The organism is Micromonospora noduli, assembly GCF_003264365.1.
Lineage (GTDB): Bacteria > Actinomycetota > Actinomycetes > Mycobacteriales > Micromonosporaceae > Micromonospora > Micromonospora noduli.
The window spans coordinates 1-25394 of record NZ_PYAK01000063.1; the positions used below are offsets into that span (position 1 = coordinate 1).

Annotated in this window: 22 protein-coding genes; 4 read left to right on the forward strand and 18 right to left on the reverse strand. The window is 71.2% G+C overall.

Going from position 1 to position 25394, the window contains the following annotated elements; all coding sequences use genetic code 11:
• Window positions 1-303 precede the first annotated feature (303 nt).
• Entirely contained in the window at window positions 304-900 is a 597-nt protein-coding gene (locus GUI43_RS28830) for an Rv3235 family protein (RefSeq protein WP_112700209.1), read from the forward strand.
• 102 nt (window positions 901-1002) lie between these two features.
• Here GUI43_RS28830 and secA read toward each other — a convergent pair whose 3' ends face one another.
• The gene (secA, locus tag GUI43_RS28835; protein WP_112700210.1) at window positions 1003-3930 is read right to left on the reverse strand and encodes a preprotein translocase subunit SecA; all 2928 of its coding nucleotides are present in this window, start codon (window positions 3928-3930) and stop codon (window positions 1003-1005) included.
• 168 nt (window positions 3931-4098) lie between these two features.
• On the opposite strand from secA, the gene GUI43_RS28840 reads away from it, so the two are divergent.
• Together GUI43_RS28840 and GUI43_RS28845 are read left to right on the forward strand one after the other, a co-directional pair.
• The gene (locus tag GUI43_RS28840; RefSeq protein ID WP_112700211.1) at window positions 4099-5250 is read left to right on the forward strand and encodes a GNAT family N-acetyltransferase; all 1152 of its coding nucleotides are present in this window, start codon (window positions 4099-4101) and stop codon (window positions 5248-5250) included.
• Window positions 5247-6359, forward strand: a complete 1113-nt coding sequence (locus GUI43_RS28845; RefSeq protein ID WP_112700212.1) for a GNAT family N-acetyltransferase — start codon at window positions 5247-5249, stop codon at window positions 6357-6359. Before GUI43_RS28840 ends, GUI43_RS28845 begins: the two co-directional genes overlap by 4 nt.
• Before the next feature lie 66 nt (window positions 6360-6425).
• Here the strand turns inward: GUI43_RS28845 and hpf are convergent, their stop codons facing one another.
• From hpf to efeU, 8 genes are all read right to left on the reverse strand, one after another.
• Window positions 6426-7061 (reverse strand): ribosome hibernation-promoting factor, HPF/YfiA family, encoded by a 636-nt coding sequence (hpf, locus tag GUI43_RS28850; protein ID WP_091393991.1) that lies wholly within the window; start codon window positions 7059-7061, stop codon window positions 6426-6428.
• A 244-nt stretch (window positions 7062-7305) separates the two neighbouring features.
• The gene (locus GUI43_RS28855) at window positions 7306-8013 is read right to left on the reverse strand and encodes a ComF family protein (protein WP_112700213.1); all 708 of its coding nucleotides are present in this window, start codon (window positions 8011-8013) and stop codon (window positions 7306-7308) included.
• 4 nt (window positions 8014-8017) lie between these two features.
• The gene (locus GUI43_RS28860; protein WP_112601864.1) at window positions 8018-9796 is read right to left on the reverse strand and encodes an LpqB family beta-propeller domain-containing protein; all 1779 of its coding nucleotides are present in this window, start codon (window positions 9794-9796) and stop codon (window positions 8018-8020) included.
• A gap of 32 nt (window positions 9797-9828) precedes the next feature.
• Entirely contained in the window at window positions 9829-11586 is a 1758-nt protein-coding gene (gene mtrB / locus GUI43_RS28865; protein ID WP_112582391.1) for an MtrAB system histidine kinase MtrB, read from the reverse strand.
• Between the two features lie 12 nt (window positions 11587-11598).
• Window positions 11599-12288, reverse strand: a complete 690-nt coding sequence (gene mtrA / locus GUI43_RS28870) for an MtrAB system response regulator MtrA (RefSeq protein WP_030331519.1) — start codon at window positions 12286-12288, stop codon at window positions 11599-11601.
• Between the two features lie 132 nt (window positions 12289-12420).
• Complete coding sequence (gene efeB, locus GUI43_RS28875) at window positions 12421-13698, reverse strand: iron uptake transporter deferrochelatase/peroxidase subunit (RefSeq protein WP_112601865.1); 1278 nt, start codon at window positions 13696-13698, stop codon at window positions 12421-12423.
• A 25-nt stretch (window positions 13699-13723) separates the two neighbouring features.
• Window positions 13724-14857 carry an iron uptake system protein EfeO gene (gene efeO / locus GUI43_RS28880; RefSeq protein WP_112582394.1) on the reverse strand — a complete coding sequence of 378 codons (1134 nt, stop codon included), beginning with the start codon at window positions 14855-14857 and terminating at the stop codon, window positions 13724-13726.
• A 22-nt stretch (window positions 14858-14879) separates the two neighbouring features.
• Window positions 14880-15785: an iron uptake transporter permease EfeU gene (efeU, locus tag GUI43_RS28885; RefSeq protein ID WP_112582395.1), complete on the reverse strand. Its 906-nt coding sequence runs from the start codon at window positions 15783-15785 to the stop codon at window positions 14880-14882.
• 171 nt (window positions 15786-15956) lie between these two features.
• Between efeU and GUI43_RS34060 the strand changes: the two genes are divergently transcribed.
• Window positions 15957-16115, forward strand: a complete 159-nt coding sequence (locus GUI43_RS34060) for a hypothetical protein (RefSeq protein WP_167362326.1) — start codon at window positions 15957-15959, stop codon at window positions 16113-16115.
• 86 nt (window positions 16116-16201) lie between these two features.
• Here the strand turns inward: GUI43_RS34060 and ahcY are convergent, their stop codons facing one another.
• The 9 genes from ahcY to GUI43_RS34065 form a co-directional block, all read right to left on the reverse strand.
• Window positions 16202-17701, reverse strand: coding sequence for an adenosylhomocysteinase (ahcY, locus tag GUI43_RS28890; protein WP_091394012.1), 1500 nt, complete (start codon window positions 17699-17701; stop codon window positions 16202-16204).
• Window positions 17702-17980: 279 nt separating this feature from the next.
• Entirely contained in the window at window positions 17981-19144 is a 1164-nt protein-coding gene (gene manA, locus GUI43_RS28895) for a mannose-6-phosphate isomerase, class I (RefSeq protein WP_112582397.1), read from the reverse strand.
• 3 nt (window positions 19145-19147) lie between these two features.
• Window positions 19148-20155 (reverse strand): cation diffusion facilitator family transporter, encoded by a 1008-nt coding sequence (locus tag GUI43_RS28900; protein ID WP_112582398.1) that lies wholly within the window; start codon window positions 20153-20155, stop codon window positions 19148-19150.
• A 67-nt stretch (window positions 20156-20222) separates the two neighbouring features.
• Window positions 20223-21419: an SIS domain-containing protein gene (locus GUI43_RS28905; protein ID WP_091394020.1), complete on the reverse strand. Its 1197-nt coding sequence runs from the start codon at window positions 21417-21419 to the stop codon at window positions 20223-20225.
• Complete coding sequence (locus tag GUI43_RS28910) at window positions 21416-21601, reverse strand: Trm112 family protein (RefSeq protein ID WP_091394023.1); 186 nt, start codon at window positions 21599-21601, stop codon at window positions 21416-21418. Before GUI43_RS28910 ends, GUI43_RS28905 begins: the two co-directional genes overlap by 4 nt.
• Before the next feature lie 61 nt (window positions 21602-21662).
• The gene (locus GUI43_RS28915; RefSeq protein WP_112582400.1) at window positions 21663-23048 is read right to left on the reverse strand and encodes a phosphomannomutase/phosphoglucomutase; all 1386 of its coding nucleotides are present in this window, start codon (window positions 23046-23048) and stop codon (window positions 21663-21665) included.
• A gap of 69 nt (window positions 23049-23117) precedes the next feature.
• Window positions 23118-24176, reverse strand: coding sequence for a hypothetical protein (locus tag GUI43_RS28920; RefSeq protein ID WP_211326773.1), 1059 nt, complete (start codon window positions 24174-24176; stop codon window positions 23118-23120).
• Window positions 24177-24326: 150 nt separating this feature from the next.
• Window positions 24327-25046, reverse strand: a complete 720-nt coding sequence (nfi, locus tag GUI43_RS28925; protein ID WP_428842233.1) for a deoxyribonuclease V — start codon at window positions 25044-25046, stop codon at window positions 24327-24329.
• Window positions 25047-25102: 56 nt separating this feature from the next.
• Window positions 25103-25351 carry a hypothetical protein gene (locus GUI43_RS34065; RefSeq protein ID WP_145787180.1) on the reverse strand — a complete coding sequence of 83 codons (249 nt, stop codon included), beginning with the start codon at window positions 25349-25351 and terminating at the stop codon, window positions 25103-25105.
• Between the last annotated feature and the right edge of the window lie 43 nt (window positions 25352-25394).

The following is a 25394-nucleotide window of genomic DNA, read 5'->3' on the forward strand; positions in this document are numbered from 1 at the left end:
GCCCGGCCCGTCCGCCCGCCTGCCCGGCCCGTCCGCCCGCCTGCCCGGCCCGTCCGCCCGCCCGTCCGCCCGTCCGCCCGTCCGCCCGTCCGCCCGTCCGCCCGTCCGCCCCGGGCATGATCCACTCGCTTTTACGGAAGTCGGGGTGTCTGGGCCGCTGGGACCACGCGATTTCAAGGAACCCGAGTGGATCATGGGCGTTGTCGGGCAGAGGCCGCCACGAAGCCATTGACCGAGGCGATTTTGTCGCTCAGAATCGACCTGTCGGAGGCAAACGAAGGCAAACGCAAGATCCAGGGGGGCATGATGAGCGGAGCGCGACCCGGTCCTTCCCGACCGCCCGTGCGACTGCGCCCCGTCCCGCCCTTCGACCCGCCGTACGTTGACGAGGCCGACGGGTCGTGCTGGCCGCCGATGACCGACGGCCAACTAGCCCTCGACCTGTTCGCCTCCACCCGGCCCAGCCCGGTCCGGCCGGCGGAGCGGCGAGCAGCAGTGCGCCCGGTGCCCAGCAGGTCCACCGCCACCCACCCGGTCGCGTCGTTGCCGACGTCGACCGCACCGGAAACCACCCGAGCCGCGCACCGGTTCGTCGGCACCTGCCTGGAGGTGGTCAACGGCTACCGTTCGCCGGCCCAGGTACGAGCGCTGCTCGACCCGGCCCGAGCGGGCGACCTGCTGACCGAACTCGCCCGCGCATCCGGCCGGGCCGGGGCATCCCGCCGCCGTAGCGGCCGACCACTGGTTCGGCTGCTACGCCTGCGAGTCTGCGAGCCCCGGGAGGCCGCTGTGGAGGCGGCAGCCGTCCTCACCGGCGCGGGCGGCCGAAGTTGGGCGATGGCGCTGCGCCTCGAACATCGCCGGGGCCGCTGGCTCTGCGTTGCCCTCCACGTGCTCTGACCGCACCGGCCCTGTCGTCGGCGAGGCTCAAAGACACCGACGGGCCCCGGCCTGGTCGGCCGGGACCCGTCGGTCAGACGCTGTCGGTGCAGCTGCTGTTGGTCAGTTGCCGCCGTTGGGGGCGCCGTGGCAGCGCTTGTACTTGCGGCCCGAGCCACACGGGCACGGCGCGTTGCGGGACGGGCCGTTGCTCGCCTCCGCCTGGTTCGGTGCCGGCCGACGGGCGGCAGCCGACGGAACTGCCGGGCCACGCAGCCCGGATGCCGGCCGCTGCGGCGCGGACGGCGCGCTCTGCCCCGGTGCCGCCGGAGCACCCGGAGCCGGTCGGCCCACACCGAGCGCCGGAGCCTGCTGCTGGGCCTGCTCCACGGCGACCGCGCCCGGGCTGGCCTCACCGTCGATGGTGGGGGCGGAGTATTGCAGGCCCTGCCGCCGCGGCGCCTGGTTGAGGCCCTTGGCCCGGATCTCCACCGGCTTGTCGAGCAGGGTGACCTCGTCGGCCCCCTCCTCCGGCTCCGGTTCGGTCACCTGGACGTCGACGTTGTAGAGGAAGCCGACGGTCTCCTCCTTGATGCCGTCCATCATGGTGGCGAACATGTCGAAGCCCTCGCGCTGGTATTCCACCACCGGGTCGCGCTGGGCGTACGCCCGGAGGTTGATGCCCTCCTGGAGGTAGTCCATCTCGTAGAGGTGCTCGCGCCACTTGCGGTCGATGACCTGGAGCAGCACCATCCGCTCGAGCTGGCGCACCCCCTCGGTGCCGAGCTGCTCCTCACGCCGGTCGTACGCGGCGTTGGCGTCCTCCTTGAGGCGGGCGACCAGGAAGTCGGCGTCCATGCCGGCCCGGGAACCGCCGGCCTCCTCCTCCAACTCCTCGATCGTCACGCCGACCGGGTAGAGCTGCTTGAGGCTGGACCAGAGCTGCTCAAGGTCCCAGTCTTCGCCGTAGCCGTCGGAGGTGGCGCCCCGCACGTACGCCTCGACGGTGTCGTCGATCATGTTGCGGACCTGGTCGGAGAGGTCTTCACCGTTGAGCACCCGGAGCCGCTCGGCGTAGACGACCTGGCGCTGCTTGTTGAGCACCTCGTCGTACTTGAGCACGTTCTTGCGGATCTCGGCGTTCTGGCCCTCGATCTGGGCCTGGGCGCTCTTGATCTGCCGGGTGACCATCTTCGACTCGATGGGCACGTCCTCCGGGATGTTGAAGCGCTCCATCACCGCCTCGACCGCCCCGGCCCGGAAGCGCCGCATCAGCTCGTCCTGAAGGGACAGGTAGAAACGGGACTCGCCCGGGTCGCCCTGCCGGCCGGCGCGACCGCGCAGCTGGTTGTCGATCCGCCGGGACTCGTGCCGCTCGGTGCCCAGCACGTAGAGGCCGCCAGCAGCCGAGACCTCTTCCGCCTCGGCGTCGCAGGCCTGCTTCCAGTTGGGAAGGACCTCCTCCATCGCCTTGGCGTACTCTTCCTCGTTCTCCAGCGGGTCGAGGCCGCGCTGGCGCAGCTCGTTCGCGGCGAGGAACTCCGGGTTGCCCCCGAGCAGGATGTCGGTGCCGCGGCCGGCCATGTTGGTGGCCACGGTGACCGCGCCCTTACGCCCGGCCTGGGCGACGATCTCGGCCTCCCGGGCGTGGAACTTGGCGTTCAGCACGTTGTGCGGGATGCCACGGCGGCGCAGCAGCTGGGAGAGGATCTCGGAGTTTTCCACCGAGACGGTGCCCACCAGCACCGGCTGACCCATCTGGTGCCGCTCGGCGATGTCCTCGATGACGGCGTTGAACTTGGCCTTTTCCGTCTTGTAGATGACGTCCGGCCGGTCCTCGCGAACCATCGGGCGGTGGGTCGGGATGGTCACGACGCCGACCTTGTAGACCTTGTTGAACTCGCTCGCCTCGGTCTGCGCCGTACCGGTCATCCCGGACAGCTTCTCGTAGAGGCGGAAGTAGTTCTGGAGGGTGATGGTGGCCAGGGTCTGGTTCTCCTGCTTGATCTCCACCCCCTCCTTGGCCTCAATCGCCTGGTGCATGCCCTCGTTGTAGCGACGGCCGTGCAGGATGCGACCGGTGAACTCGTCGACGATCAGGACCTCACCGTCGCTGACGATGTAGTCCTTGTCGCGCTTGTAGAGCTCCTTGGCCTTGATGGCGTTGTTGAGGTAACCGACCAGCGGGGTGTTCACCGACTCGTACAGGTTGTCGATGCCGAGCCGGTCCTCGACCTTGGCGACGCCCCGCTCGGTCACCGCGATGGTGCGCTTGGAGTGGTCGACCTCGTAGTCGCCCTCGCCGTCAGTGCCGGGCTGGAGCCGGGCCACCACGCCGGCGAACTCGCCGTACCAGCGGGCGGAGTGCTCGGCGGGGCCGGAGATGATCAGCGGGGTGCGGGCCTCGTCGATCAGGATGGAGTCGACCTCGTCGACCACCGCGAAGTTGTGCCCGCGCTGCACCAGCTCGTCCTTCGACCAGGCCATGTTGTCGCGCAGGTAGTCGAAGCCGAACTCGTTGTTGGTGCCGTAGGTGATGTCGCACTCGTAGGCGGCCTTGTGCTCACTGGCCGGCCGGTTGGGCAGCACCACGCCGACGGTCAGCCCGAGGAACTCGTGCACCCGACCCATCCACGCCGCGTCACGCTGGGCGAGGTAGTCGTTGACCGTGATCACGTGGACGCCCTTGCCGGAGAGCGCGTTGAGGTAGACGGCCATGACCGAGGTCAGCGTCTTGCCCTCACCGGTCTTCATCTCGGCGATGTTGCCGAAGTGCAGCGCCGCGCCGCCCATCACCTGGACGTCGTACGGGCGCTGGCCGAGCACCCTGGCGGCCGCCTCGCGGGCCACCGCGAACGCCTCCGGCAGCAGGTCGTCGAGGGTCTCACCCTCGTCGAGCCGCTCCCGGAACTGTTCGGTCATGCCGGCCAGTTCCTCGTCGGTGAGGTTGACGTAGTCGTCCTCGATCGAGGTGACGGCGGCGGCGATGGCCTTGAGCCGGCGCACCATGCGGCCCTCGCCCGCGTTAAGGACCTTTTCCAGAATCGACACGGATCAACGCTCCCCTAGACAGTCTCGAACCATCGTAGGCGCTCCATCGGCGCGATGGTCACTGGTGGCGGTGCTCGACCCCGCCGAACCCGACATAACTCGCGTCCTGCACACGCCCCAAACGTTATCCGGTTACGCCGTCGGCGAACGCTACGGCAGGATGCACGAGTGGAGCCCGTGGAGATCATCGAGGATGGCGTGCTGCTGCGGCCCTGGCGAGAAACGGATGCCGAGGCCGTGCACCGAGCCTGCCAGGACCCGGACATTCAGCGTTGGACCACCGTACCGCGCCCGTACCGGCCGGAACACGCCCACGGATTTGTCACCGAGATGAGCCGGAAGGCCTGGGCCGAGGGCACCGGGGCACCGTTCGCTGTCTGCGACCCGGACACCGGGGAACTGCTGGGTTCCAGCGGGCTGATCTCGATCGACAAGGACGGCACCGGTGAGGTCGGCTACTGGACGGCACCCTGGGCGCGTGGCCGGGGCGTGATGGTCCGGGCCACCCGGGCGGTGGCCCGCTGGTCCTTCGACACCCTCGGGCGTCGCCGGCTCATCTGGCAGGCCGAGGTGGGCAACCACGCCTCCCGGCTGGTGGCCCTCCGGGCCGGTTTCCGGATCGACGGCAGGTTGCGGCTGGCCAACCCGGCGCTGCCCGGCAGTGCGGACGGCTGGATCGGCTCACTGCTGCCCGGCGAGGTACCGGCCGCCGGGTCGACCGGTCCGGCCGGTCCGGGCACCCTCGCCGCCCGGCGGGCCGCCGTCTTCGGCCGCCCGCAGCCCGTTCTGTTCGCCGAGACCGGGGCCGGCGAGCTGCGGCTGCGGCCCATGGAGGAGAAGGACCTGGACGCCGTGGTGCAGACCTGCCGGGACCCGGAGAGCATCCGCTGGACGACCGTGCCGGACCCGTACGAGCGCGCCGACGCGCAGGGCTACCAGGCTTACGGCCGGGACGCCTGGGCTCGGGGGGACGCCGCCTGCTTCGTGATCGCCGACTCCGACGACCGGTACGCGGGCACGCTCGACCTGCGGCTCTCCCCCGCCGACCCGCTGGTGGCCGACGTCGGCTTCATGACCGCGCCGGCGGCCCGGGGTCGGGGCTACCTGCCCGCCGCGCTGGTCGCTCTCAGCGCCTGGGGCTTCAGCACGTTGGGCCTGGCGCGGATCGAGTGGAAGGCGAATGTGGGCAACACCGCCTCCCGCCGGGCGGCGGAGAAGGCGGGCTTCCTGGTCGAGGGGATCGCCCGGGGCGGCGTGCAGCACCGGGGCGAGCGGGTGGACGTGTGGGTCGGGGCGCTTCTCGCGAAGGATCTGGGATGAATCTGCGGCCGGTCGTCGAGGCGCACGGGGTGCGGCTGCGCCCGTTTCGCGCGCAGGACAGCGCCGACGTGGTGGACGGCTGCGCGGACCCGCTGACTCAACGGTTCGTGTCGAACCTGCCAACGCCGTACACCGAGACCGACGCCCGCTGGTGGATCGATGTCGGCGCCCCGGCGGCCTGGACCGGCGGCGGCACGGCGTACGCCGTCGCGGACCCCGCTACCGATCGTCTGCTCGGCGCGGTGGGGCTGAACAACCCGGTGCCCGCCCGGGGTCAGCTGGAGATCGGCTACTGGATGCGACCGGCGGCGCGCGGTCGCGGGCTGGCCACCGCGGCGACCAGCGCGCTGAGCGAGCACGCGTTCGCCGCCGGGGCGGCCCGACTGGAACTGCTCACCGAACCGGAGAACGGTCCGAGCCAGCGGGTCGCGCTGGCCGCCGGCTTCCGCTACGAGGGTCTGCGCCGTTCGGCAGGTGCGTCCCGCGACGGGGGCCGGCACGACCTGCTGGCCTGGGTACGCGTCGCCGGTGATCCGCCCGGCCCGGCCGTCCGGCTGCTGCCCGACCTGCCCGGCGGGGTGCTCACCGACGAGGTGGTGGCGCTGCGCCCACTCGCACCGGACGACGCGGCGCTGATGTACAGGCTGCACAGCCGACCCGAGGTGGTGGCGAACCAGGCGCCGCCGGTGCCGCCGACGCGCGAGGCGATGGAGCGGCGTTGTCGTCTCTCGCAGAGCGGCTGGCTGACCGGCGAGATCGCCCGGCTGATGATCACGGACGTGGCCAGCGGCGAGCCCGTGGGCAGTTGCGGCTTGTCGTACACCGACGTGGCCGCCGGCGAGGCATCGGTCGGCTACGCGTTGCTGCCGGACTGGCGCGGCCGGGGGTACGCGACGCGGGCGGTCCGGTTGCTCGCGGGCTGGGCGTTCGGCTCGGCCGGTATCGCCCGGCTGTCGGCCGGCACGGTGCCGGACAACACCGCGTCGCACCGGGTGCTGGAGCGGGTCGGTTTTCGGCGCGAGTCCGTTCAGCGCGGCCGGCTGCCCGGGCTGAACGGCACCCGCCTGGACGACCTGACCTTTGCGCTGCTCCCCGCCGACCTCCGCTGACGGATCATGGGGTTGTGGTGGACGTTTCCCACCACAACCCCATGATCGACGCGGATCGGCTACCGGTCAGGTGGCGAGGGAGATGATGCCGTAGTCGTACGCGTGGCGCCGGTAGACGACGCTGGGGCGGCCGGACTCCTTGTCCTGGAAAAGGTAGAAGTCGTGGCCGACCAGTTCCATCTCGAACAGCGCGTCGTCGATGGTCATCGGCTCGGCCGGGTGGACCTTCTCCCGGGCGATGTGCCACGGCTGGTCGTCGTGCTCCTCTTCGACGCGCTCCGCGACCGCGGTGCCGGCGCGGGCGCCGTCGCTCGGCGCGCTCAGCGCGTTGGGCACCAGGTCCGCGACCGGAAGGCCCGCTGTGGCCTCGGCGACGGAGATCGGCGCGTGCCGGCCCCGGTGTACGCGGCGGCGGTCGGCCGCGCGGCGCAGCCGGGTGTCGAGCTTCGCGATGGCCGCGTCGAGCGCGCTGTAGAAGTCGTTCGTGCAGGCTTCGGCCCGAATCACCGGGCCCCGGGAAACGCAGGTGATCTCCACCCGCTGGCAGTGGTCGGCCTGGCGCGGATTGCGCTCGTGAAACAGCTCGACATCAACGCGAATAAGTTTGTGGTCGTAGCGTTCGATCTTCGCGAGTTTCTCGGCTACGTGTACCCGGTAATGGTCCGGCACTTCGACGTTTCGGCCCTTGACCACGATGTCCACGTGACCTCCCTTGTTCGGACGGTCTTCGATCCGGTTACCCGGCCGCGCGCCGTGGGGAGACCCGCTGGCGTCGACCGGTTGGTACGGCTACGCCTCCTCTCACCGCCGAGGGTGGTGGGAAGACCTCCTACCCCCGACAGCGAAACGCTAACTCCTGTTTGCCCGGCAGTCACCCCATGTTGCCGAGACGACCCAGGATTTTTCGCACCTCATACACCAACGGGTGAAACGGAAACACTATCGGTTACGACTGGTGTCTTTTCTCGGTCGCCGCGAGCACCGCCGCGACACTCGGTGCCCACCCTGTCGCGGTCAGCACCCGGCTCGCGGCGGCGAGGGTCACGCCGGTGGTGACGATGTCGTCGAGCAGCACCACGACCGGCACCGCGCCCCCGGCACGACCCCGGACCGACCCGGTCGAGCGGGGCTGGAAGGCCGCCTCTGCCGCCGCCGCGCGCCCGGCGCTGTCCAGGGTGACCGAGTCGGGCCGGGGCGACGCCCGCAGCGGACGGTGCACCCGCACCGCCCAACCGCTCCGGTTGAGCCGGGCCGCGCAGTGCCGGGCCAGCCGGTCGAGGTGGTCCCCGTAACGGGACCGGGCCGCCGCCGCGGTGTCCGGGACCGGAACCAACGCCACCGGGCGGGCCCCACCGACGGCCGCCGCGACGACCTCGGCGAGCAGCGCGCCGAGCGGGCGAGCCAGCCCGTGTCGGCCGTGTTCCTTGTACGCCAGCAGGGTCTCGCGCAGCGGACCCGCGTACGGGCCGAGGGCGACGCAGGACGGCAGGCCCGGCGGGGCGGGGGTGGGGCGGACCGCCCGTGGCCGCAATGCACCCAGCGCCGCGACGCAGGCGGGGCAGACCCCGTGCCGCAGGCCGGGTCGGCGCTCCCGACAACCGGCGCAGTCGGCGGGCAGCACCAGGTCGGCGAGGTCCGCCCAGAGCCCGCTCACCGTGTCAGTAAAGGAAGAACGGCGCCGACGGGTTGCTCGGCCGGACACCGGTCGGCACCGGGGCGATGTCGCGTACCCGCCCGGGCTCGATCCGTTCGAACGGGCTGCTGCGGTAGGCCACCCCGTTCGCCTCGTACATGTACGCCCCGCTGGGCGCCCGCACACTGCGATTTGTCGGGTACGCGGTCAGGTGGGTGACCTTGGCGCCGAGGTCGGTACGCAGCGGCGTCTCCAGGGCGCCGTCGACACTGATCTCGTAGATCGCCGGCTGGCCGACCGACCCCGCCACCACGAGCTGGTCCTCCCTGCCCCAGTCGACCGCCGTCGGGTTGGTGAGCGAGGTGACCAACTCTCGGGGCGGGCCGATGGAGGCCCCGCCGCCGTCGAGGTTGACCGCGGCGACGTAGAGACGGCCCCCGGCGATCAGCGCCACCCGCTGGCCGTCCAACGCGGCGGCCACCGCGGTGACCGCGGCGGAGGGCAGGTTGAGCGGCACCGGATACATCCGGGCCGCCTCGTCGAACCGGTAGAGCTGCCCGTCGGCCACCACCAGGCCGCGGCTGGGGCGGTTGTCGACAGTACGCAGCCACACCGGTCGGCCGATCGAGGAGTATTCGGTGCTGCTGCGGCTGATGACGGAGACCGGGTCGACGCCCGTGCCCACGGCGAGTCGGTACCGGTTCTTGCCGCTGCCGGTGACCACCATCGCGGCGAGGATCCGGCGGTCCTTGGCCAGCCCGAGGCTGGCGGAAACGACGTTGCGGTTGGCCTCGGGTGTCAACGGCACCGTGCCGCTGGGCTCGCCGTCGAAGTCGAGTGGGTGGATCGCGCCGTCGTACACGCCGAACCTCTGCGGGCTGGCGGCATACGGATAGAGCACCCGGGAGTCTCGTCGCTCGCCCAGGTCCACCACGGGCTGCGCGTTGTTGCGGATCTTCAACTCCAGCTGACCGGTGAGGTCGCCCAATGACCAGGCGATCTGCGTGATCAACTGGTCGATCCCGCTCTGGTCGTCACCGGACATGTCCAGGTTGACCTCCCACCGACCGTTGCCGCCGGTGGCGTTGTTGATCAGCTCAGTGCGGTCGGGCAGCCCGACGACTCCCGGGCGCAACCAGTCGGAGGGGCCGCCGACCAGCCACTTCACCACCTCGTTCACCTGCCGCTCGACCGGCACCGCCTGCGGCCGGTAGCGCTGGTCGGGCACCAGGCGGCTGCGGTCCGAACTCCAGAAGTAGATCGTCTCGTCCTGGTAATACTCGCGAAGGGCGGTGTCGCTGAGCAGCAGCACGTTGGGCGGGTTGATGATGTAGAGGCCGGCCCGGTCATCGTTGACGCCGCCGTTGAAGGACGCGCTGCGCAGGCCGAACTCGTACTCCGTCTCGGTCGCCACCGGTGGAGCCAGGGTGCCGTTGGTCCGCAGCACCCCGATCTGCTGCACGGCGATCTTCACGGTCGTGGTCGAGTCGCTGTTGAGGGTGTAGACCGACTCGCGCAGCCGGACCACGTTCAGCGCGACCTCGCTGCCCTTCTTGTCCTGTAGGCGGGTCTTGTCCTCCGGGGCGATGAACGCCTTGACCCGCTCGTACGCCCGATCCGGCTCGCCGGCGGCGGCGGACAGGAAGTTGCGGACGAACGTCTCGTTGACGCTGCCGCTGGCCGTCCGCGTCGGTGGCTCACTGCCCCGACTGATCACACCGGCCTCGGTCGCGGCGCCGCCCTTGCCGTCCACCCGCACGTCGGATGCCGCCGGGATGCCACAGCCGGCGCCCAGCAGCACCATCACGCCGAGGGTCCCGAGCAGAGTCGGCCGTCTCACGAGCGCACCTCCGTCCGCTGTCCGTCTCCGGCTGGAGCCGGGCCGATCGCCAGCGCCCCGCCCGCGCCGGGACCGATTGCCAGTGGCCCGCCGTCGCGCGGGCCGCCGAACGGCAGTGTGGCGTCGGCCGGCACCAGCCGCAGCGGTGAGGTGGTCAGCCGATCGCCCGCACGAGCCGGCAGGGTGAGCCGGAACTGCGCGCCCTGCCCGGGAGCACCCCACGCCTCCAACCAGCCGCCGTGCAGCCGCGCGTCCTCCAGGCTGATCGACAGGCCCAGCCCGGTGCCCCCGGTCTGCCGGGCCCGGGACGGGTCCGCCCGCCAGAACCGGTTGAACACCAGCTTCTCCTCGCCCACTTTCAGCCCCACACCGTGGTCGCGGACGGTGATCGCCACGGCGGTCTCGTCGATGCCGAGGGTGATCAGCACCGGGCGGGCCTCACCGTGCTCGACGGCGTTGCCGACCAGGTTGCGCAACACCCGCTCGACCCGGCGCGGGTCGACCTCGGCGATCACGGGCGTGCCCGGCAGGTCGAGTTCGATCGGTACGCCCACCCGCTCGGCCAGGCCAGCCAGCCGGTCGACCACCCGGTGCACCACCGGCACCAGGTCGGTCGGCTCGGAATCCAGCATGGCGAAGCCCGCGTCGAACCGACTGATCTCCAGCAGGTCGGTGAGCAGTTCCTCGAATCGATCCAACTCGGCCTGGAGCAGCTCGGCGCTGCGGGCGACCGCCGGGTCGAACTCGTCGCGCTCAGCGAAGATCAGGTCGGCGGCCATCCGGACCGTGGTCAGCGGGGTACGCAGCTCGTGGGAGACGTCTGACGTGAAGCGGCGCTGCAACCGGGACATCTCTTCCAGGCGCAGGATCTGCCGTTGCAAGTTGGTGGCCATCTGGTTGAACGACGCGGCGAGCAGGGCCAGGTCGTCCTCGCCGTTGACCACCATCCGCTGGTCGAGCAGGCCCGCGGAGAGCCGCTGGGCGGTTCGTGCGGCAACCCGGACCGGGTTGACCACCAGCCGGGTGACCAGCGCCGCGAGCAACCCGAGCAGGATCACCAGCGCGACCCCGGTGGCCACCACTGTGGCGCGGGCGTCGGCGGCGGTGACGTCCTGCCGGCCCAGCGGGACCAGATAGTAGAGCTCGATCTGGCCGAAGCGGGTGGGCACCGGTGACCCGTAGACCAGGTATTTGGTGCTCTCGCCGGTGAGTCGCCCGGTGCGGATCTGACTGGCCACCTTGCCGTCGGCGATCGCGGCCCGCAGCTCGGGGCTGATCAGCGACTGCACGTTCGCGGACGGGGAGGTGCGCGTCTGGATGTCGTTGGGATAGTCGTCGGCGGTGATCGCCACCACCACCCCGCTGGTCTGCTGGGGGTCGCCGCCGGCCAGGTAGTTGACAGTGCCGTCGATGGTCTCCTGGAGCTGCGCCTCCTGCGGCTGCCCGTAGAAGGAGACCTGCTTGGCCGCGTAGCTGGCACCGCTGGTCACCCGCTGCCGGACGTCGCTGCGAGCGCTGTCGAGCAGGATGGTGGTGATCTTGTCAGCGATCAGGAACGCGAACCCGCCGACCAGCAGGCTGGACGCGACCAGCGTGATGGTCACGACCCGGACCTGGAGCGAACGGCGCCAGGTCTGGTGTGCCCGACCCACCGCACGAGCGACCCGACCGCTCACCGCACGCCAGAGCTCCCCGCCGGCGCTGGGCCGGCGGGCAGCCGTACTCGGGGAGGGTGGGGGCGGCGAGGTCGACACAGTGCGACCAGGCTATCCGGTCCCTGCCTTGTAGCCCACGCCCCGCACGGTGAGGATGATTTCCGGTCGCTCCGGGTCTGGCTCGATCTTGGCCCGCAACCGCTGGACGTGCACGTTGACCAGACGGGTGTCGGCGGCGTGCCGGTAGCCCCAGACCTGTTCGAGCAGCACCTCGCGGGTGAAGACCTGACGTGGCTTGCGGGCGAGCGCGACCAGCAGGTCGAACTCCAGCGGCGTCAGCTTCACCTCCTCGTCGTTGCGACTCACTGTGTGCGCGGGAACGTCGATGGTGATCTGGTTGTCCGGCGGCCCGATGGTGAGCATCTCCGGGGCCACGTCCTCGCCTCGGCGCAGTCGGGCCCGCATCCGGGCCACCAGCTCCTTGGGCTTGAACGGCTTGACCACGTAGTCGTCGGCGCCGGACTCCAGGCCGAGCACGACGTCCACGGTGTCGCTCTTTGCGGTCAACATGACGATGGGCACGCCGGACTCCGCCCGGATCGACCGCGCCACGTCGATACCGCTCATACCGGGAAGCATCAGGTCAAGCAGCACGATATCGGGACGACTGTCGCGAAAGGCGGCCAACGCCCGCTCGCCGTCCGCCACAAACGAGGGCAGGAAACCCTCACTGCGCAGCACGATGCCGAGCATCTCGGCGAGCGCGGGGTCATCGTCGACCACCAGTACGCGGGCTCTCATGGGATTAATATTGCATCCTCATTCAGTTCGGTGGGACCGGCGTCCGCCGGTAACGCTTCCATGATCCCCCTTCGGCGCCGCCTGGCGCCACAGCAGGCTGGGCCGAACCCGTTGTCGCCATCCGGACGACAGTCAGCCGAACAGCCCGCGCCCCCAGTGATCCCCGCCGTCGCGTACCCCGGGAGGACAGGCGAACACCCCGCTGGAGACGTGTCGCAGGTACTCGTTCATCACGTCGTGTCGGGCCAACTGCGTCTGGATCGGCACGAACTGACGGCGTGGATCGCGCTGGTAGGCGATGAAGAAGAGGCCCGCGTCGAGTCGGCCGAGGCCGTCCGAGCCGTCGACGAAGTTGTAGCCCCGGCGCAGCAGCTGAGCGCCGCCGTTCCGACTCGGGTGGGCCAGCGTGACATGAGCGTGCTCGGCGATCACCGGCTTCCCGTCCGCGCCACGGGCGGCGAAGTCGGGCTCATCGAACTCGTCGGTGCGACCCAGTGGCGCGCCGCTGCCCTTGGTCCGGCCGACGATCTCCTCCTGCTCAGCGAGGGAGGTCCGGTCCCAGGTCTCCACGAGCATCCGGATCTTGCGGGTGACCAGGTACGAGCCCCCGGCCATCCAGTCCGGTCCGTCGCCCGGCTGCACCCACAACTGGTCGCGCAGCAGGTCGGTGTCCTCGGCCTTGAGGTTGGCCGTGCCGTCCTTGAACCCGAAGAGGTTGCGCGCGGTGGCCTGCTCCCGCGAGGTCGACGAGGTGCGGCCGAAGCCCAACTGCGACCAGCGGACGCTCACCACGCCCATGCCGAGCCGGGCCAGGTTGCGGATCGCGTGCACCGCCACCTGCGGGTCGTTGGCGCACGCCTGCACGCAGAGGTCACCGCCGGAGAGCTGCGGCTGCAACGCGTCGCCCGGGAACTTCGGCAGCTCGGCGAGGGCGGCGGGCCGCCGGTCGGCGATGCCGAAGCGGTCCCGCCCGTCGGCGTCGCGGAACAGCGTCGGCCCGAAGCCGATGGTGAGGGTGAGCTGCGAGGGAGGCAGGCCGAGTGCTTCACCGGTGTCGTCCGGTGGGGCCTCCGGCATCCCGCCGACCGCACCCAGGATCCCGGCGTCGCGCCCCGCGGTCATCCGGGCGGCGGCGGCCGTCCACTCCTCCAGCAGTTCGACGAGTCGGGCCCGGTCCTTGGTGATCACGTCGAAGGCCACGAAGTGCAGCCGGTCCTGCGCCGGGGTGACGATGCCGGCCTGGTGCTCACCGTGGAACGGCACGGCCCCGGCCGGGTGGTCGTTCGCCGCGGCCGGGCCATGGGAGCCGTTCAGCAGTGCTCCCGCGCCGGCCGCCACCCCGGCGACCCCGGCCACCCCGGCCCCGGCCAGGGTGATGGCCCGGCGCCGGGTGAACCTGCTCCCGCTCATCGACTCGACTCTTTCTGCCAGGTGGTCACTTCGCGACGGCCGCGGCGACCTTGCTGATCGGCTCGGCGAGCGCGTTGATCCCGTCGGAGAGCTCCTTGAGCTCGGCCTTGCTCAGCGCGGTGTGCAGCTTCCACCCGTCGCCGTCGCGGTGCTTGCCGAGCAGTCCCTCGACGTTGGTGAACTCGGTGTCCAACTGCGTGACCAGCTCCGGCGAGCGCTGCTGCAACGCGGGCCGCAGGGCGGACACGGCGGCCTTGGAACCTTCGAGGTTCGCGGCGAAGTCCCACAGGTCGGTGTGCGAGTAGCGGTCCTCCTCGCCGGTGATCTTGCCGCTGGCCACCTCGTCGAGCAGCTCCTTGGCACCGTTGGCGAGCTGGAGCGGGGAGAGCTTCTCGGCGTTCGCCCTGGCCACGATCTCCTTGACGTCGACGAGCAGCCGGTCGGCGATCGGGCCGTCCTTGCTGATGTCACCGGACTGCCAGAGGTCCTTCTCGATCCGGTGGAAGCCGGTGAACTCCATCCCCTCCTCGATGACCTCCTCGCGGCCGTCGATCTTGGGGTCGAGGTCACCGAAGATCTCGGCAACCGGCTCGATCCGCTCCCAGTAGGTGCGGGCGACCGGGTAGAGCGCCTTGGACTTCGCCACGTCGCCGGCCTTGACCGCGCCGACGAACTCCTCGGTCTTGACCAGCAGCGCGGCGGTCTGGCTCTTGACGTAGCGCTGATAGTTGTCGGTGGCGTCACCCAGCGCGGCGTCCGCGGTGAGCGGCTGAGCCGACCCGCTGACCTTGAGCGCACCCCGGATGCCCTTGCCACTCATCCCTGGCTTGCAGGCCGTCTGGTACGTGCCGGCCGGCAACTCCACGTGCAGCTCGCGGCTCAACCCGGGGGCGATGTTCTCCACCTCGCCCATCACGCGGTCGCCGTCGGCGTACACGTAGAACTCGGTCACCTTCGCACCCGAATTGGTGATCTTGAAGGTGGCGGTGCCGGCGCCCAGGTCGGTCGAGCCGACCTCACAGGCGGTGTCGCTGGCCTTGACCACGATCGGTCCGCCGGACGCGGCCGAGTCACCCTTGTCGGAGTCGGAGCAGGCGGCCAGACCGGCCGTCGCCAGCACGCCGGCGGCGGCCAGCGCGAAGAACTGGGTGGTACGCATCTGGACTGTCTCTCCTCGTGGGTCAGGCACGCTGCGGCGTGGACGCCGCCTCGGCCTCGGCCTCGGCGCCGGTGTCGGCCCCGCGCTCGGTGACGGTGGTGGTGGTCGCGGTGGGTGCCGGCTTGCGCCGGGCCGGTCGCAGGAAGAGCAGGAGCACCGGTACGGCGTACGCGACCCAGGCGATCGTCTCCAGCACGGTGGGCGCGGGAGTCACGTTGAACATGCCGGCGAGCAGGGCCGCGTACCAGGTGCTCGGGTCCAGCGCGCCGGTGATGTCGAAGGCCAGGTCGTTCAGGCCGGGCAGGACGCCGGCCTCCTGGAAGTCGTGCACGCCGTACTTGAGGATGCCGGCGGCGACCAGGATCAGCAGCGCGCCGGTCCAGGTGAAGAACTTGCTGAGGTTGATCCGCAGGGCGCTGGCGTAGAGCAGCACGCCGAGGGCCACTGCGGTGACGATGCCGCCGATCAACGCGAGCAGCGGGCCGCTGTCGCCGGCCGCGCCCTGGGCGGCCGAGTAGAAGATCAGCGCGGTCTCCAGGCCCTCGCGGATCACCGCGAGGAAGGCCATACCGGCGACGGCGAGGGACCCGACGGCCAGCGCCTCGGTGAGCTTGCCCCGCAGTTCACCGGCGATGGTCCGGGCGGCCCGGCGCATCCAGAAGATCATCCAGGTCACGAAGACCACGGCGGCGACAGAGGTGATCGCCTCGAACAACTCACGATCCTCGGAACGGGACAGCAGCGAGGTTGACGTGTACTCGATCAGCCAGCCGAAGAGCACCGAGAGCGCCACGGCCAGGCCGACGCCGGCCCAGACCTGCGGCAGCCGGTCCCGGCGCTGCGACTTCACCAGGAAGGCGACCAGGATGCTGACCACCAGGGTCGCTTCCAGCCCTTCCCGCAGGCCGATCAGGTAGGTGGCGAACATCCGGGCTCCGAGTAGGTTAGGCACGCCTTGGCTGACTTAGGGCAGGCATACCTTCCTCCCTGCTCAGGGCGCTCGTCAAGTCGTTCACGACAAGCTCACTGGGCCGATGACGAAGACCGACGGCCGCCGGCAGCCGGCCTGTCGCCGGTCGGCTGTGGAAGGATCCCCGCCGTGAGGGGATTCCTGCCGTGGTTGACGGTGCTGGCCGTGGTGCTGCTGCTCAGCGCGCTACGCCTGCGGGCGCTGGCCACCGTCGTGTCGGTCGGCTGGCTGATCTGGTGCGTCTGGACGTGGTTCCGACCCACCCGACGCGGCCCCCGTTCGGGCTGAGCCGGAGACGCTGAGCCCGCCGAGCCGGCGGCGGAGACGACGAACCGGGCCGGCTGCGAACAGCCGACCCGGTCCGGAGATGTCGATCAGTAGCGGTAGTGGTCCGGCTTGAACGGACCCTCGGTGGAGACGCCGAGGTAGGCGGCCTGCTCCTTGGTCAGCGTGCTCAACTTGGCGCCGAGAGCGCCGAGGTGCAGCCGGGCCACCTTCTCGTCCAGGTGCTTGGGCAGCACGTAGACGCCGATCGGGTACTCCTCGGTCTTGGTGAAGAGCTCGATCTGGGCGATCGTCTGGTTGGCGAAGGAGTTCGACATGACGAAGCTCGGGTGCCCGGTCGCGTTGCCCAGGTTCAGCAGGCGGCCCTCGGAGAGCACGATGATGGCGTGCCCGTCGGCGAAGCGCCACAGGTCGACCTGCGGCTTGATGTTGATCCGCTCGACGTCGGACCGCTTGGCCAGCCCGGCCATGTCGATCTCGTTGTCGAAGTGGCCGATGTTGCCGACGATGGCCTGGTGCTTCATCCGGGCCATGTGCTCGTTGGTGATGACGTCGAAGCAGCCGGTGGCGGTGATGAAGATGTCGGCCTGCTCGACAACGTCGTCCAGGGTGGCGACCTGGTAGCCGTCCATCGCGGCCTGCAACGCGCAGATCGGGTCCACCTCGGTCACCACGACCCGGGCGCCCTGACCACGCAGCGACTCGGCGCAGCCCTTGCCCACGTCGCCGTAGCCCATGACGACCGCCATCTTGCCGCCGATCAGCACGTCGGTGGCGCGGTTGATGCCGTCGATGAGCGAGTGCCGGCAGCCGTACTTGTTGTCGAACTTGCTCTTGGTCACCGAGTCGTTGACGTTGATGGCCGGGAAGAGCAGCGTGCCAGCCCGGTGCATCTCGTAGAGCCGGTGCACGCCGGTGGTGGTCTCCTCGGTCACGCCCTTGATGCCGGCGGAGATCCGGGTCCAACGCTGGCCGTCCTCGCCGAGCGAGCGGTGCAGCAACTCGAGGATGACCGCGTACTCCTCGGAGTCGGCGGACTCGACCGGCGGGACCGCCCCGGCCCGCTCGAACTCGGCACCCTTGTGCACGAGCAGGGTGGCGTCGCCGCCGTCGTCGAGGATCATGTTGGGGCCCTGGCCGTCGGGCCAGGCGAGCACCTGCTCGGTGCACCACCAGTACTCCGGAAGGGTCTCGCCCTTCCAGGCGTACACCGGAACCCCGGCCGGAGCCTCGGGGGTGCCGTCCGGGCCGACGACGATCGCCGCGGCGGCGTGGTCCTGGGTGGAGAAGATGTTGCAGGACGCCCAGCGGACCTGCGCGCCGAGCGCGACCAACGTCTCGATCAGGACGGCGGTCTGGATGGTCATGTGCAGGGAGCCGGTGATCCGCGCGCCGGCGAGCGGCTGCGCCTCGGCGAACTCACGCCGGATCGCCATCAGGCCGGGCATCTCGTGCTCGGCGAGCTGGATCTCTTTACGCCCGAACTCGGCGAGCGACAGATCCGCCACCTTGAAGTCGCCGTCGGCGAGCGTGCTCGGCCGGGCCTCGGACGGCGTGCCGCTGGCGGACGCCGGGAGGGTGCTGGTCATGAAAGCTCCTGTCGAACGATGTCTGCGCCGACCCTCCACCTTACGCGCGTCGGCGACGGGCATCAGGCACGGTCGGCGGACAGCGCACGGGGCGGTCGGTGATGGACGGACCTTCCCGCCCACGTCCCGCCCGCCCCGTGCATCCCCCCGGTTTGGTTCCCCCGCACGTTCTCGGACCGTCGTCGCGATAACGCTGCGTACTCATAGAGTCACACTCAGGCAAGGTGACGTCAAGCTATTCCGGGAAAGTCGGACTTGTGTCGTTGGCCCGAGTCGAGGTCAGCGCAGCCCGGACGTCGCCACGTACGCCACACCGGCACCGTCGATCCGCAGCGGCGCTCCCAACGCCGTACCGATCGCCGCCTCGCCCGAGACCAGCGTCAACGCGCCGGCACCGTCGTCCACGGTGATCGAACCGCCAGCGCAGAGCACCACCCGGGGCCCGGGCAGCGGCAGCGTCACCGAGGGCACCGCCGCGTCGACCCGCACCCGGTGCAGCGCGAAATCGTCCACCGGCACGGGCCACCAGTCCACGCCCGGGCCGACCGGCTGCGCGGCCCGCACCGGATCGTGCAGCACCTCGAAGCGCAGCACCCGCAACAACTCGTCGACGTCCACCCGCTTCGGGGTCAGGCCGCCGCGTAGCACGTTGTCGCTGGCCGCCATGATCTCCACGCCGCAGCCGCTCAGGTAGGCGTGCAGGTTGCCGGCAGGCATCCAGATCGCCTCCCCCGCCTCCAGCCGCAGGTGGTGCAACAGCAGCGCGACCAGCGCACCCGGATCCCCCGGGTACGCCTTGGCCAGCCGGCGGGTCAGCTCCGCGTCCGGGCCGTCGGCCGGCGCTGCCACCACAGCGGCCATCAGGTCGTGACGCCTCGCGACCGGCCAGCCGAGCAGCGTCCGCACCGCCGTCCGCAACCCCGCCGGCCCGGCCCGCAACGCGGCGACCACCGGTGCCAACGCCGGTACGCCGAACGCGGCGAGCGCCTCGGCCGACTCCGCCGGATCCCGGAAACCGCACAGCGCCTCGAACGGGGTGAGCGCGACCAGCAATTCCGGCTTGTGGTGCGGGTCGGAGTAGTTGCGCTGCCCCTCGGGGCGCCCCGCCTCCGCCGCGTAGCCGGCCTGCGCCTGCTCGGCGTCCGGGTGGGCCTGCAGGCTCAGCGGAGCGTCGGCCGCGAGCACCTTGAGCAGGAACGGCAGTCGACTGCCGAACCGCTCGGACACCCGCTGGCCGAGCCACTGCCCTGGTTCGTCCCGTACCAGGTCGCAGAGGCTCACCCGCAGACCGGCGCGATCCACGTGGGCCGGGGCGCCCGGGTGGGCCCCCAACCACAGCTCCGCCTCCGGACCCGCGCTCGGCACCGATCGCCCCTGGAGAAGGGCGATGGCCGAGCGCGAGCCCCAGGCGTAGTCCCGGATCGGCCCGTACAGTGGCTCCACCCGTCAGCCCCCGGGCCGCCCGGCCGGCTCGCCCGACGTGTCCTGCGGCTGCGGCACGGCGGTGTCGGCCGCGGCACCGGTGCCGGCCTCGGCGGCAGCGGCGCTGTAGACGTCCGGCTCCAGATAGATCACCCGGGCGATCGGCACCGCGGCGCGGATCCGCGCCTCGACGGCGTTGATGCCACGGGCCAGGTCCTGGGCGCTCTCCCACGCCGGAACGGCGATCTTGGCGGCCACCATCAGCTCTTCCGGGCCCAGGTAGAGCGTCTTCATGTGGATGATCCGCTCCACCTCGGGGCCGTCGGTGACGGCCCGCTCGATGGCAGCCAGCTCGGAGGCCTCGGCGCCCTCACCGAGCAGCAGGCTCTTCGTCTCGATGGCCAGCACGACGGCGATGACGACCAGCAGGATGCCGATCATTGCGGTGCCGGCGGCGTCCCATTCGCCGTTGCCGGTGATCAGCGTCATGGTGACGCCGAACAGGGCGAACACCAGACCGACCAGCGCGCCGAAGTCCTCCAGGAGGACCACCGGCAGCTCTGGCGCCTTGGCCCGGCGGATGAAACGCACCCACGACTGGTTGCCCCGGACGTGGTTGGACTCCTTGATGGCGGTCCGGAAGGAGAACGACTCCATGATGATCGCTGACACCAGCACGACCACCGGCAGCCAGTGCCAGGACTCGATGCCGCCCTTGTGATGCCACTTGTGGTACGCCTCGTAGAGCGCGAACAGACCACCGATGCTGAACAGCACGATGGACACGATGAACGCGTAGATGTAGCGCTCCCGGCCGTACCCGAACGGGTGTTCCGGGGTGGCCGCGCGCTTCGCCCGCTTGCCACCGAGCAGCAGCAGGCCCTGGTTACCGGAGTCGGCGACCGAGTGGACCGCCTCGGCCAGCATCGACGACGAGCCGGAGAGCAGGAACGCGATGAACTTGGTGACGGCGATGCCGATGTTGGCCAGCAGGGCGGCGACAATCGCCTTCGTCCCGCCGTTGGCGCTCATGCCACCGCTCCGCTTCGCCGCACGAAGCCGCCCGGTCCGCGCATGACGCGCCGCCCCCTACGTTCGTTCACTGGTTCGACAGCTCCTTCATCTCGGTGATGGCCGGAACGGCCATCGGGTCCAGCCCGTGTGCCAGAGCAAGGTAGATCGAGGCGAAATCCGGAACGGCGATCAGCGACGCCAGCCGCTCCAGGGCGGAGCCGCCCTCGGCGGTCACCACGTCGCACCGCACGCCACGGCGCTCCGCGAGGGTCTGCACCGCGTCAGCACGGCGCTCCTCGACGGCGAGCGGCTCGTCGGTGTCGTCCTCGGCGTTGAGCCCGCCGTCGCGCAGCAGCACCAGCCGCAGCCGGGTGCCCTCGCCGTCGTCCTCGGCCGGGTCGGCGAAGATGTCCCGCTCCCCCTCGGCCAGGCCGCCGAAGACGCCGTCGAGCAGCCCGACCCGACCCCGCCCGGCCTCACCCAGCGCGCCGGTGACCACCGGGTAGCGGGCGTTGGCCGACAGGGTGTCGCCGAACCGGCGGGCCGCCACCGTCGCGAGCGGGGACGAACCCCAGACGATCGGGATCGAGCCGGCCAGGCCCAACGCCAGTGACTTCGCCGGGTTGACGAAGGACTCGGCGGCGGACCGGCAGCGGTCGGCGTCCGCGTCGAGCCGGGCCGCGGTCTCCGCCAGGTCCGCCTCGTTGACCTTCACGAGCCCGAGGGAACGGGCGGCGAGCAGGACCGGCACGGTGAGCGCCCAGAGGCTGGCCCGGGCCGGGGCACGGCGGGGAACCGGGATGAACGGCGCCCGGGCCTGCTCGGCAATCGACTGCAACTGCGAGTCCGGGGCACCCACGGCGACGAGTCGGGCACCACGGCGGTGGGCCGCCTCGGCGGCGCCGAGCGCCTCCGGGCTACGTCCGGACGCGCTCACCGCGATCACCACGTCGGCCGCGCCCACCCAACCGGGTACGCCAGCGGAGCGGTGCCCGATGATCGGGACGGGGCAGCGTGGCCCGGCGACAGTGGCCAGCACGTCCCCGGTACGCCCGGCGGTGCCGATGCCGGCGATCACGACGGCTCGGGGCCGCCCGTCGTCGGCGAGCACCGCGAGGTTCGCCTCGGCTGCCAGCGCGGCGCTCTCGCGAACCTGCGCACCGGCCGACGCCGTGTGCCGGAGCATGCCGCCCGGGTCGGCCTCGGCCAACGCCTGCGGGTTGTCGAGCAGGGCCTCGTCGGCGTCACGGCGCCCGCTGACCCCGGCCGTACCGTCGATCATGAGGACTGCCCGGGGCCGCCGCGCGCCTCGTCGAGCAGCAGCACCGGCACGTCGTCGCGGACCTCGAAGATCCGGCCGCACTCCGTACAGGTCAACGTCTGCGCCTCGGCGTCATAGGTGAGCGGGGCGTGGTGCGTGTCCGGACAGGCAAGGATCTCGAGCAACTGCGGATCCAGGGCCATGGCGCGGCTCCTTCCACGTGTACGGCTTGACCGACGGCGGTGCCGACCGGCGCAGGCGATCTTATCGGCGAACGCGGTCGAGCACGTCGTCCCGGAGCGAGACCATCCGATCCCGGGTGGGCGCCTCGACGTTGAGTCGCAGCAGCGGCTCGGTGTTGGAGGCGCGCAGGTTGAACCAGGCGCCGTCGGGGAAACGCAGGGTGAGACCGTCCATCTCGTCGGCCACCGCGTCGGGGTACGCGGCGCGCACCTCGGCCACCGCTGCCGCCTGGTCGGTCACCGTTGAGTTGATCTCGCCGGAGGCGATGTAGCGCTCGTACTCACCAGCCAACACGGACAGCGGCAGCGACTGCTCGCCCAGCGCGGCCAACGTGTGCATCGCCGCGAGCATCCCGGTGTCGGCGAACCAGAAGTCCCGGAAGTAGTAGTGCGCGGAGTGCTCGCCGCCGAAGACGGCGTTGGTGCGCGCCATCTCCGCCTTGATGAAGGAGTGCCCGACCCGGGCGACGACCGGCTGCCCACCGTGCTCCCGGATGATCTCCGCGACGGCGCTGGAGGTGATCAGGCCGTGGATCACCGTGGAACCCGGGTGCTTGGCCAACTCACGGGCGGCCACGAGTGCGGTGATCGCCGACGGTGAGACCGGCTCACCGCGCTCGTCCACCACGAAGCACCGGTCGGCGTCACCGTCGAAGGCCAACCCGATGTCGGCCCCGTGCTCGACCACCGCGCGCTGAAGGTCGACCAGGTTCGCCGGGTCGAGCGGGTTGGCCTCGTGGTTGGGGAAGCTGCCGTCCAACTCGAAGTAGAGCGGCACGATCTCCAGCGGCAGCGGCGACAGGGCCGCGTCGCCCAGCACCGTCGGAACGGTGAAGCCACCCATGCCGTTGCCGGCGTCGACGACCACCTTCAACGGCCGGATGCCCGAGAGGTCGACCAGCTTGCGCAGGTAGCCGGCGTAGTCGGGGAGCAGGTCGCGCCGCTCGGCGGGCCGGGTCGGCGCACCGGCGGGACGAGCGTCGCCCGAGTCCAGGAGGGCCTGGGCCCGCTCCCGGATCTCGGCCAGGCCGCTCTCCTGGCCGATCGGGCGCGCACCGGAGCGGCACATCTTGATGCCGTTGTACTGCGCGGGGTTGTGGCTGGCGGTGAACATCGCGCCGGGCAGGTCGAGCGAGCCGGACGCGTAGTAGAGCAGGTCGGTGGAGGCGAGGCCGATCTCGATCACCGAGCGGCCCTCGGCGCGTACGCCGGCGGCGAACGCGGCGGCCAGGCCGGGCGAGGTGGCGCGCATGTCGTACCCGACGACGACGGCGTCGCCCGGCTCGTCGGTGGAGTTGAGCAGTTGGGTGAAGGCGGCGCCCAGTGCCTCGGCGACCCGTTCGTCCCACTGGTCCGGCACCGTCCCGCGGACGTCGTACGCCTTCACAATCTGGGACAGATCAGACACGTGTTCCACTCCTTGGCCGCGGGTTAGACACCGATCCTGAGCCTAACGGAGGGCCGGGCCGTACTCCGCTCAGCCGGGGAGGCGGGGAATGAACACGGTGTGGCCGCCGCCGTCGGTGGGCGGGTCACCGGGCTTCGGGCGACCGTCGGGCCGGCCCGGCATCGGCTGGGTGGCCTCCGGCGCCGGGGTGTCCGGCCGGGCACCGTAAACCCCGCCGGCGGCGGGACGCGGTGACGGCACCGCACCACCCCAGGCGGCGGCCGGCGGCTGCTGGCCGTACACCTGACCGGGGCGACCGGGCGCGGCCGGCAACCCACCCCCGGCGCGGTAGGTGGTGCCGCCGGGGTTGCCCGGCAGGGTGCCGGGAGCGTCGTCGGACGGCTTCCGGTCCTGCCGCGAGCGACGGAACAGCAGCACGATGAGCAGCAGTCCGACCGCCACCAGCACAATGCCGAAGTACATCACCGGTGAACCTCCGGACGACTCGGCAGCGGTCGCTGTGGTGTTCGGCGCCGCGGAGACGCCGCCCTGCGCCGCCGGGTTCACCGCCTCGTCGACGGTCGCGACCTCGGTCGGGCTCGGAGTCGGCGACGGCGTCTTCGACCGCGACGGAGTCGGCGACGGAGTGACCCGCCCTCCGGTCAGCCGCGCCGCGTCGGTGGCGTGACCCAGCGTCTGGCCGGCCGCGCTGATGCCCGCGCCCGTGACCACGAGACGGCCGCCCGGCGCACCCGCCGCGAACGCCACCCGGTAGCGCACCGTGATGCCCTTGCCCTTGCACAGAGTCGGCTTCGACGGTGACGTCTGCGCGGTCGACACGGTGCCGGCGCCACCGCTGACGGCCACCGGGAACCAGCGCCCGCCCGCGTTGACCTCGACCGCCACCTGGTTCGGCTGGAGACCCGACAGGCTGAAGCCCAACGCGGTACGCAGCAGGACGCACCCTTCGGTGCGCTTGCGCACCGCGACGTTCACCCCCTGCGCGGAACCACCGGCGGCGAAGCTGCTGGCCGCGCCCACCCGGACCGAGTCCTGATCGGCCAGCGCCGGTGACGCACCGAGCATCACCAGGCCGCCCGCAAGACCGCAGACCGCCGCGAGCCGTGCCACGCGTCGACGCACTGTCATGATTACCTCGCCGTTCTCCCCGGGTGGGGTCCGCTGGTCAGGCTACTACCGGCCCACCTGTACCACCGGTCATAGAGCGCCCCGCATGTGTGCGGCGTTACGGTTTACGGCTCCTCCGGCCGACCTCCTGATGGCGGGCTGACCAGCCAATCAGCGGGCCTGCTCCGCCTCCGCGAGGGCGTCACGGCACAGCCGGTCGGCGGTGCGGGTGGTCTCCGGCAGCCGGTAGCGCGGAGTCAACGTGAGCACCTGCGCCGTCGCGTTCTCCAGGCTCACCCGATGGCCGACGCTGACGAAGACCGGCTTCACCCCGTCGCGGGTCCGCAGCACCCGACCGACGACCTCACCACCGTCGCGCAACGACGACCAGGAACCCCGCTCGGCGGACGGCGGATCCCACACCCCGACCAGTGGCGTCTTCGCCACCCCGATCGCGGGCAACCCGGTGACCACCCCCAGGTGGCAGGCCAGCCCGAACCGGCGCGGATGGGCCAGCCCGTGCCCGTCGCAGACCAACAGGTCCGGGATGGTGGTCAGCCGGTCGAGCGCGGCGAGCAACGCGGGCAACTCACGGAAGGCGAACAACCCCGGCACATAGTCGAACGCGGGTCGCCCCACACCGACAGCGGAGTCCACCACCGCCAGGGTCCGGGCGTCCAGGACCGTCACGGCCGCCGCCAGCAGGTCACCACCCTCGGCGTACGCGACGTCCAGGCCGGCCACCGTCGCGGGCGCGCTCGGCCCCGGCCCGACCAGGTCCACCAGCGGCCGCAACTCCTCCTGTACGGCCACCGCCTCGGCAACACTGCCCGGCCCGGTCGTCCCCGTGGCCGCCGCGTCCGGCGCTGGCGATGATCCACTCGGCTTCACGGAAGTCGGGCTGTCCCACGTCCCTGGATGCCCCGACTTCAATGAACCCGAGTCGATCACCCTCGGCCCGGGGCGTCGGCGCCATCCCCGGCGGCCCTACCGTCCGGGCCACCCCGAGCGGGGTCACCGTCGGCCCGACCCCTGATCGCACCCAGGCCGAGCGCGAAGGCGATGCCGAGGGCGACACCGAAGGCCACGCCACCCTTCGCACCGAACACGGGAATGCCGACCGCCAGACCGATCAGGATGCCGACCGGCCAGGCCCAGACGGTGGACCTGACGCTCTGCGTACCGGATTTCGCCATGCGTCGATCTTATTCGGCCCCGCCACCGACCCGTCCCTCCGTC

Excerpts from the sequence above, each read along its gene's own strand:
- GUI43_RS28830 (WP_112700209.1), top strand. The coding sequence starts at position 304 with ATGATGAGCGGAGCGCGACCCGGTCCTTCCCGACCGCCCGTGCGACTG.
- GUI43_RS28845 (WP_112700212.1), top strand. The coding sequence starts at position 5,247 with ATGAATCTGCGGCCGGTCGTCGAGGCGCACGGGGTGCGGCTGCGCCCG.
- GUI43_RS28860 (WP_112601864.1), bottom strand. The coding sequence starts at position 9,796 with ATGGTGCTGCTGGGCGCCGGCTGTGGCATCCCGGCGGCATCCGACGTG.
- mtrA (WP_030331519.1), bottom strand. The coding sequence starts at position 12,288 with ATGAGAGCCCGCGTACTGGTGGTCGACGATGACCCCGCGCTCGCCGAG.
- efeB (WP_112601865.1), bottom strand. The coding sequence starts at position 13,698 with ATGAGCGGGAGCAGGTTCACCCGGCGCCGGGCCATCACCCTGGCCGGG.
- efeO (WP_112582394.1), bottom strand. The coding sequence starts at position 14,857 with ATGCGTACCACCCAGTTCTTCGCGCTGGCCGCCGCCGGCGTGCTGGCG.
- efeU (WP_112582395.1), bottom strand. The coding sequence starts at position 15,785 with ATGTTCGCCACCTACCTGATCGGCCTGCGGGAAGGGCTGGAAGCGACC.
- ahcY (WP_091394012.1), bottom strand. The coding sequence starts at position 17,701 with ATGACCAGCACCCTCCCGGCGTCCGCCAGCGGCACGCCGTCCGAGGCC.
- GUI43_RS28900 (WP_112582398.1), bottom strand. The coding sequence starts at position 20,155 with ATGAGCGCCAACGGCGGGACGAAGGCGATTGTCGCCGCCCTGCTGGCC.
- GUI43_RS28905 (WP_091394020.1), bottom strand. The coding sequence starts at position 21,419 with ATGATCGACGGTACGGCCGGGGTCAGCGGGCGCCGTGACGCCGACGAG.
- GUI43_RS28910 (WP_091394023.1), bottom strand. The coding sequence starts at position 21,601 with ATGGCCCTGGATCCGCAGTTGCTCGAGATCCTTGCCTGTCCGGACACG.
- GUI43_RS28920 (WP_211326773.1), bottom strand. The coding sequence starts at position 24,176 with ATGACAGTGCGTCGACGCGTGGCACGGCTCGCGGCGGTCTGCGGTCTT.
- GUI43_RS34065 (WP_145787180.1), bottom strand. The coding sequence starts at position 25,351 with ATGGCGAAATCCGGTACGCAGAGCGTCAGGTCCACCGTCTGGGCCTGG.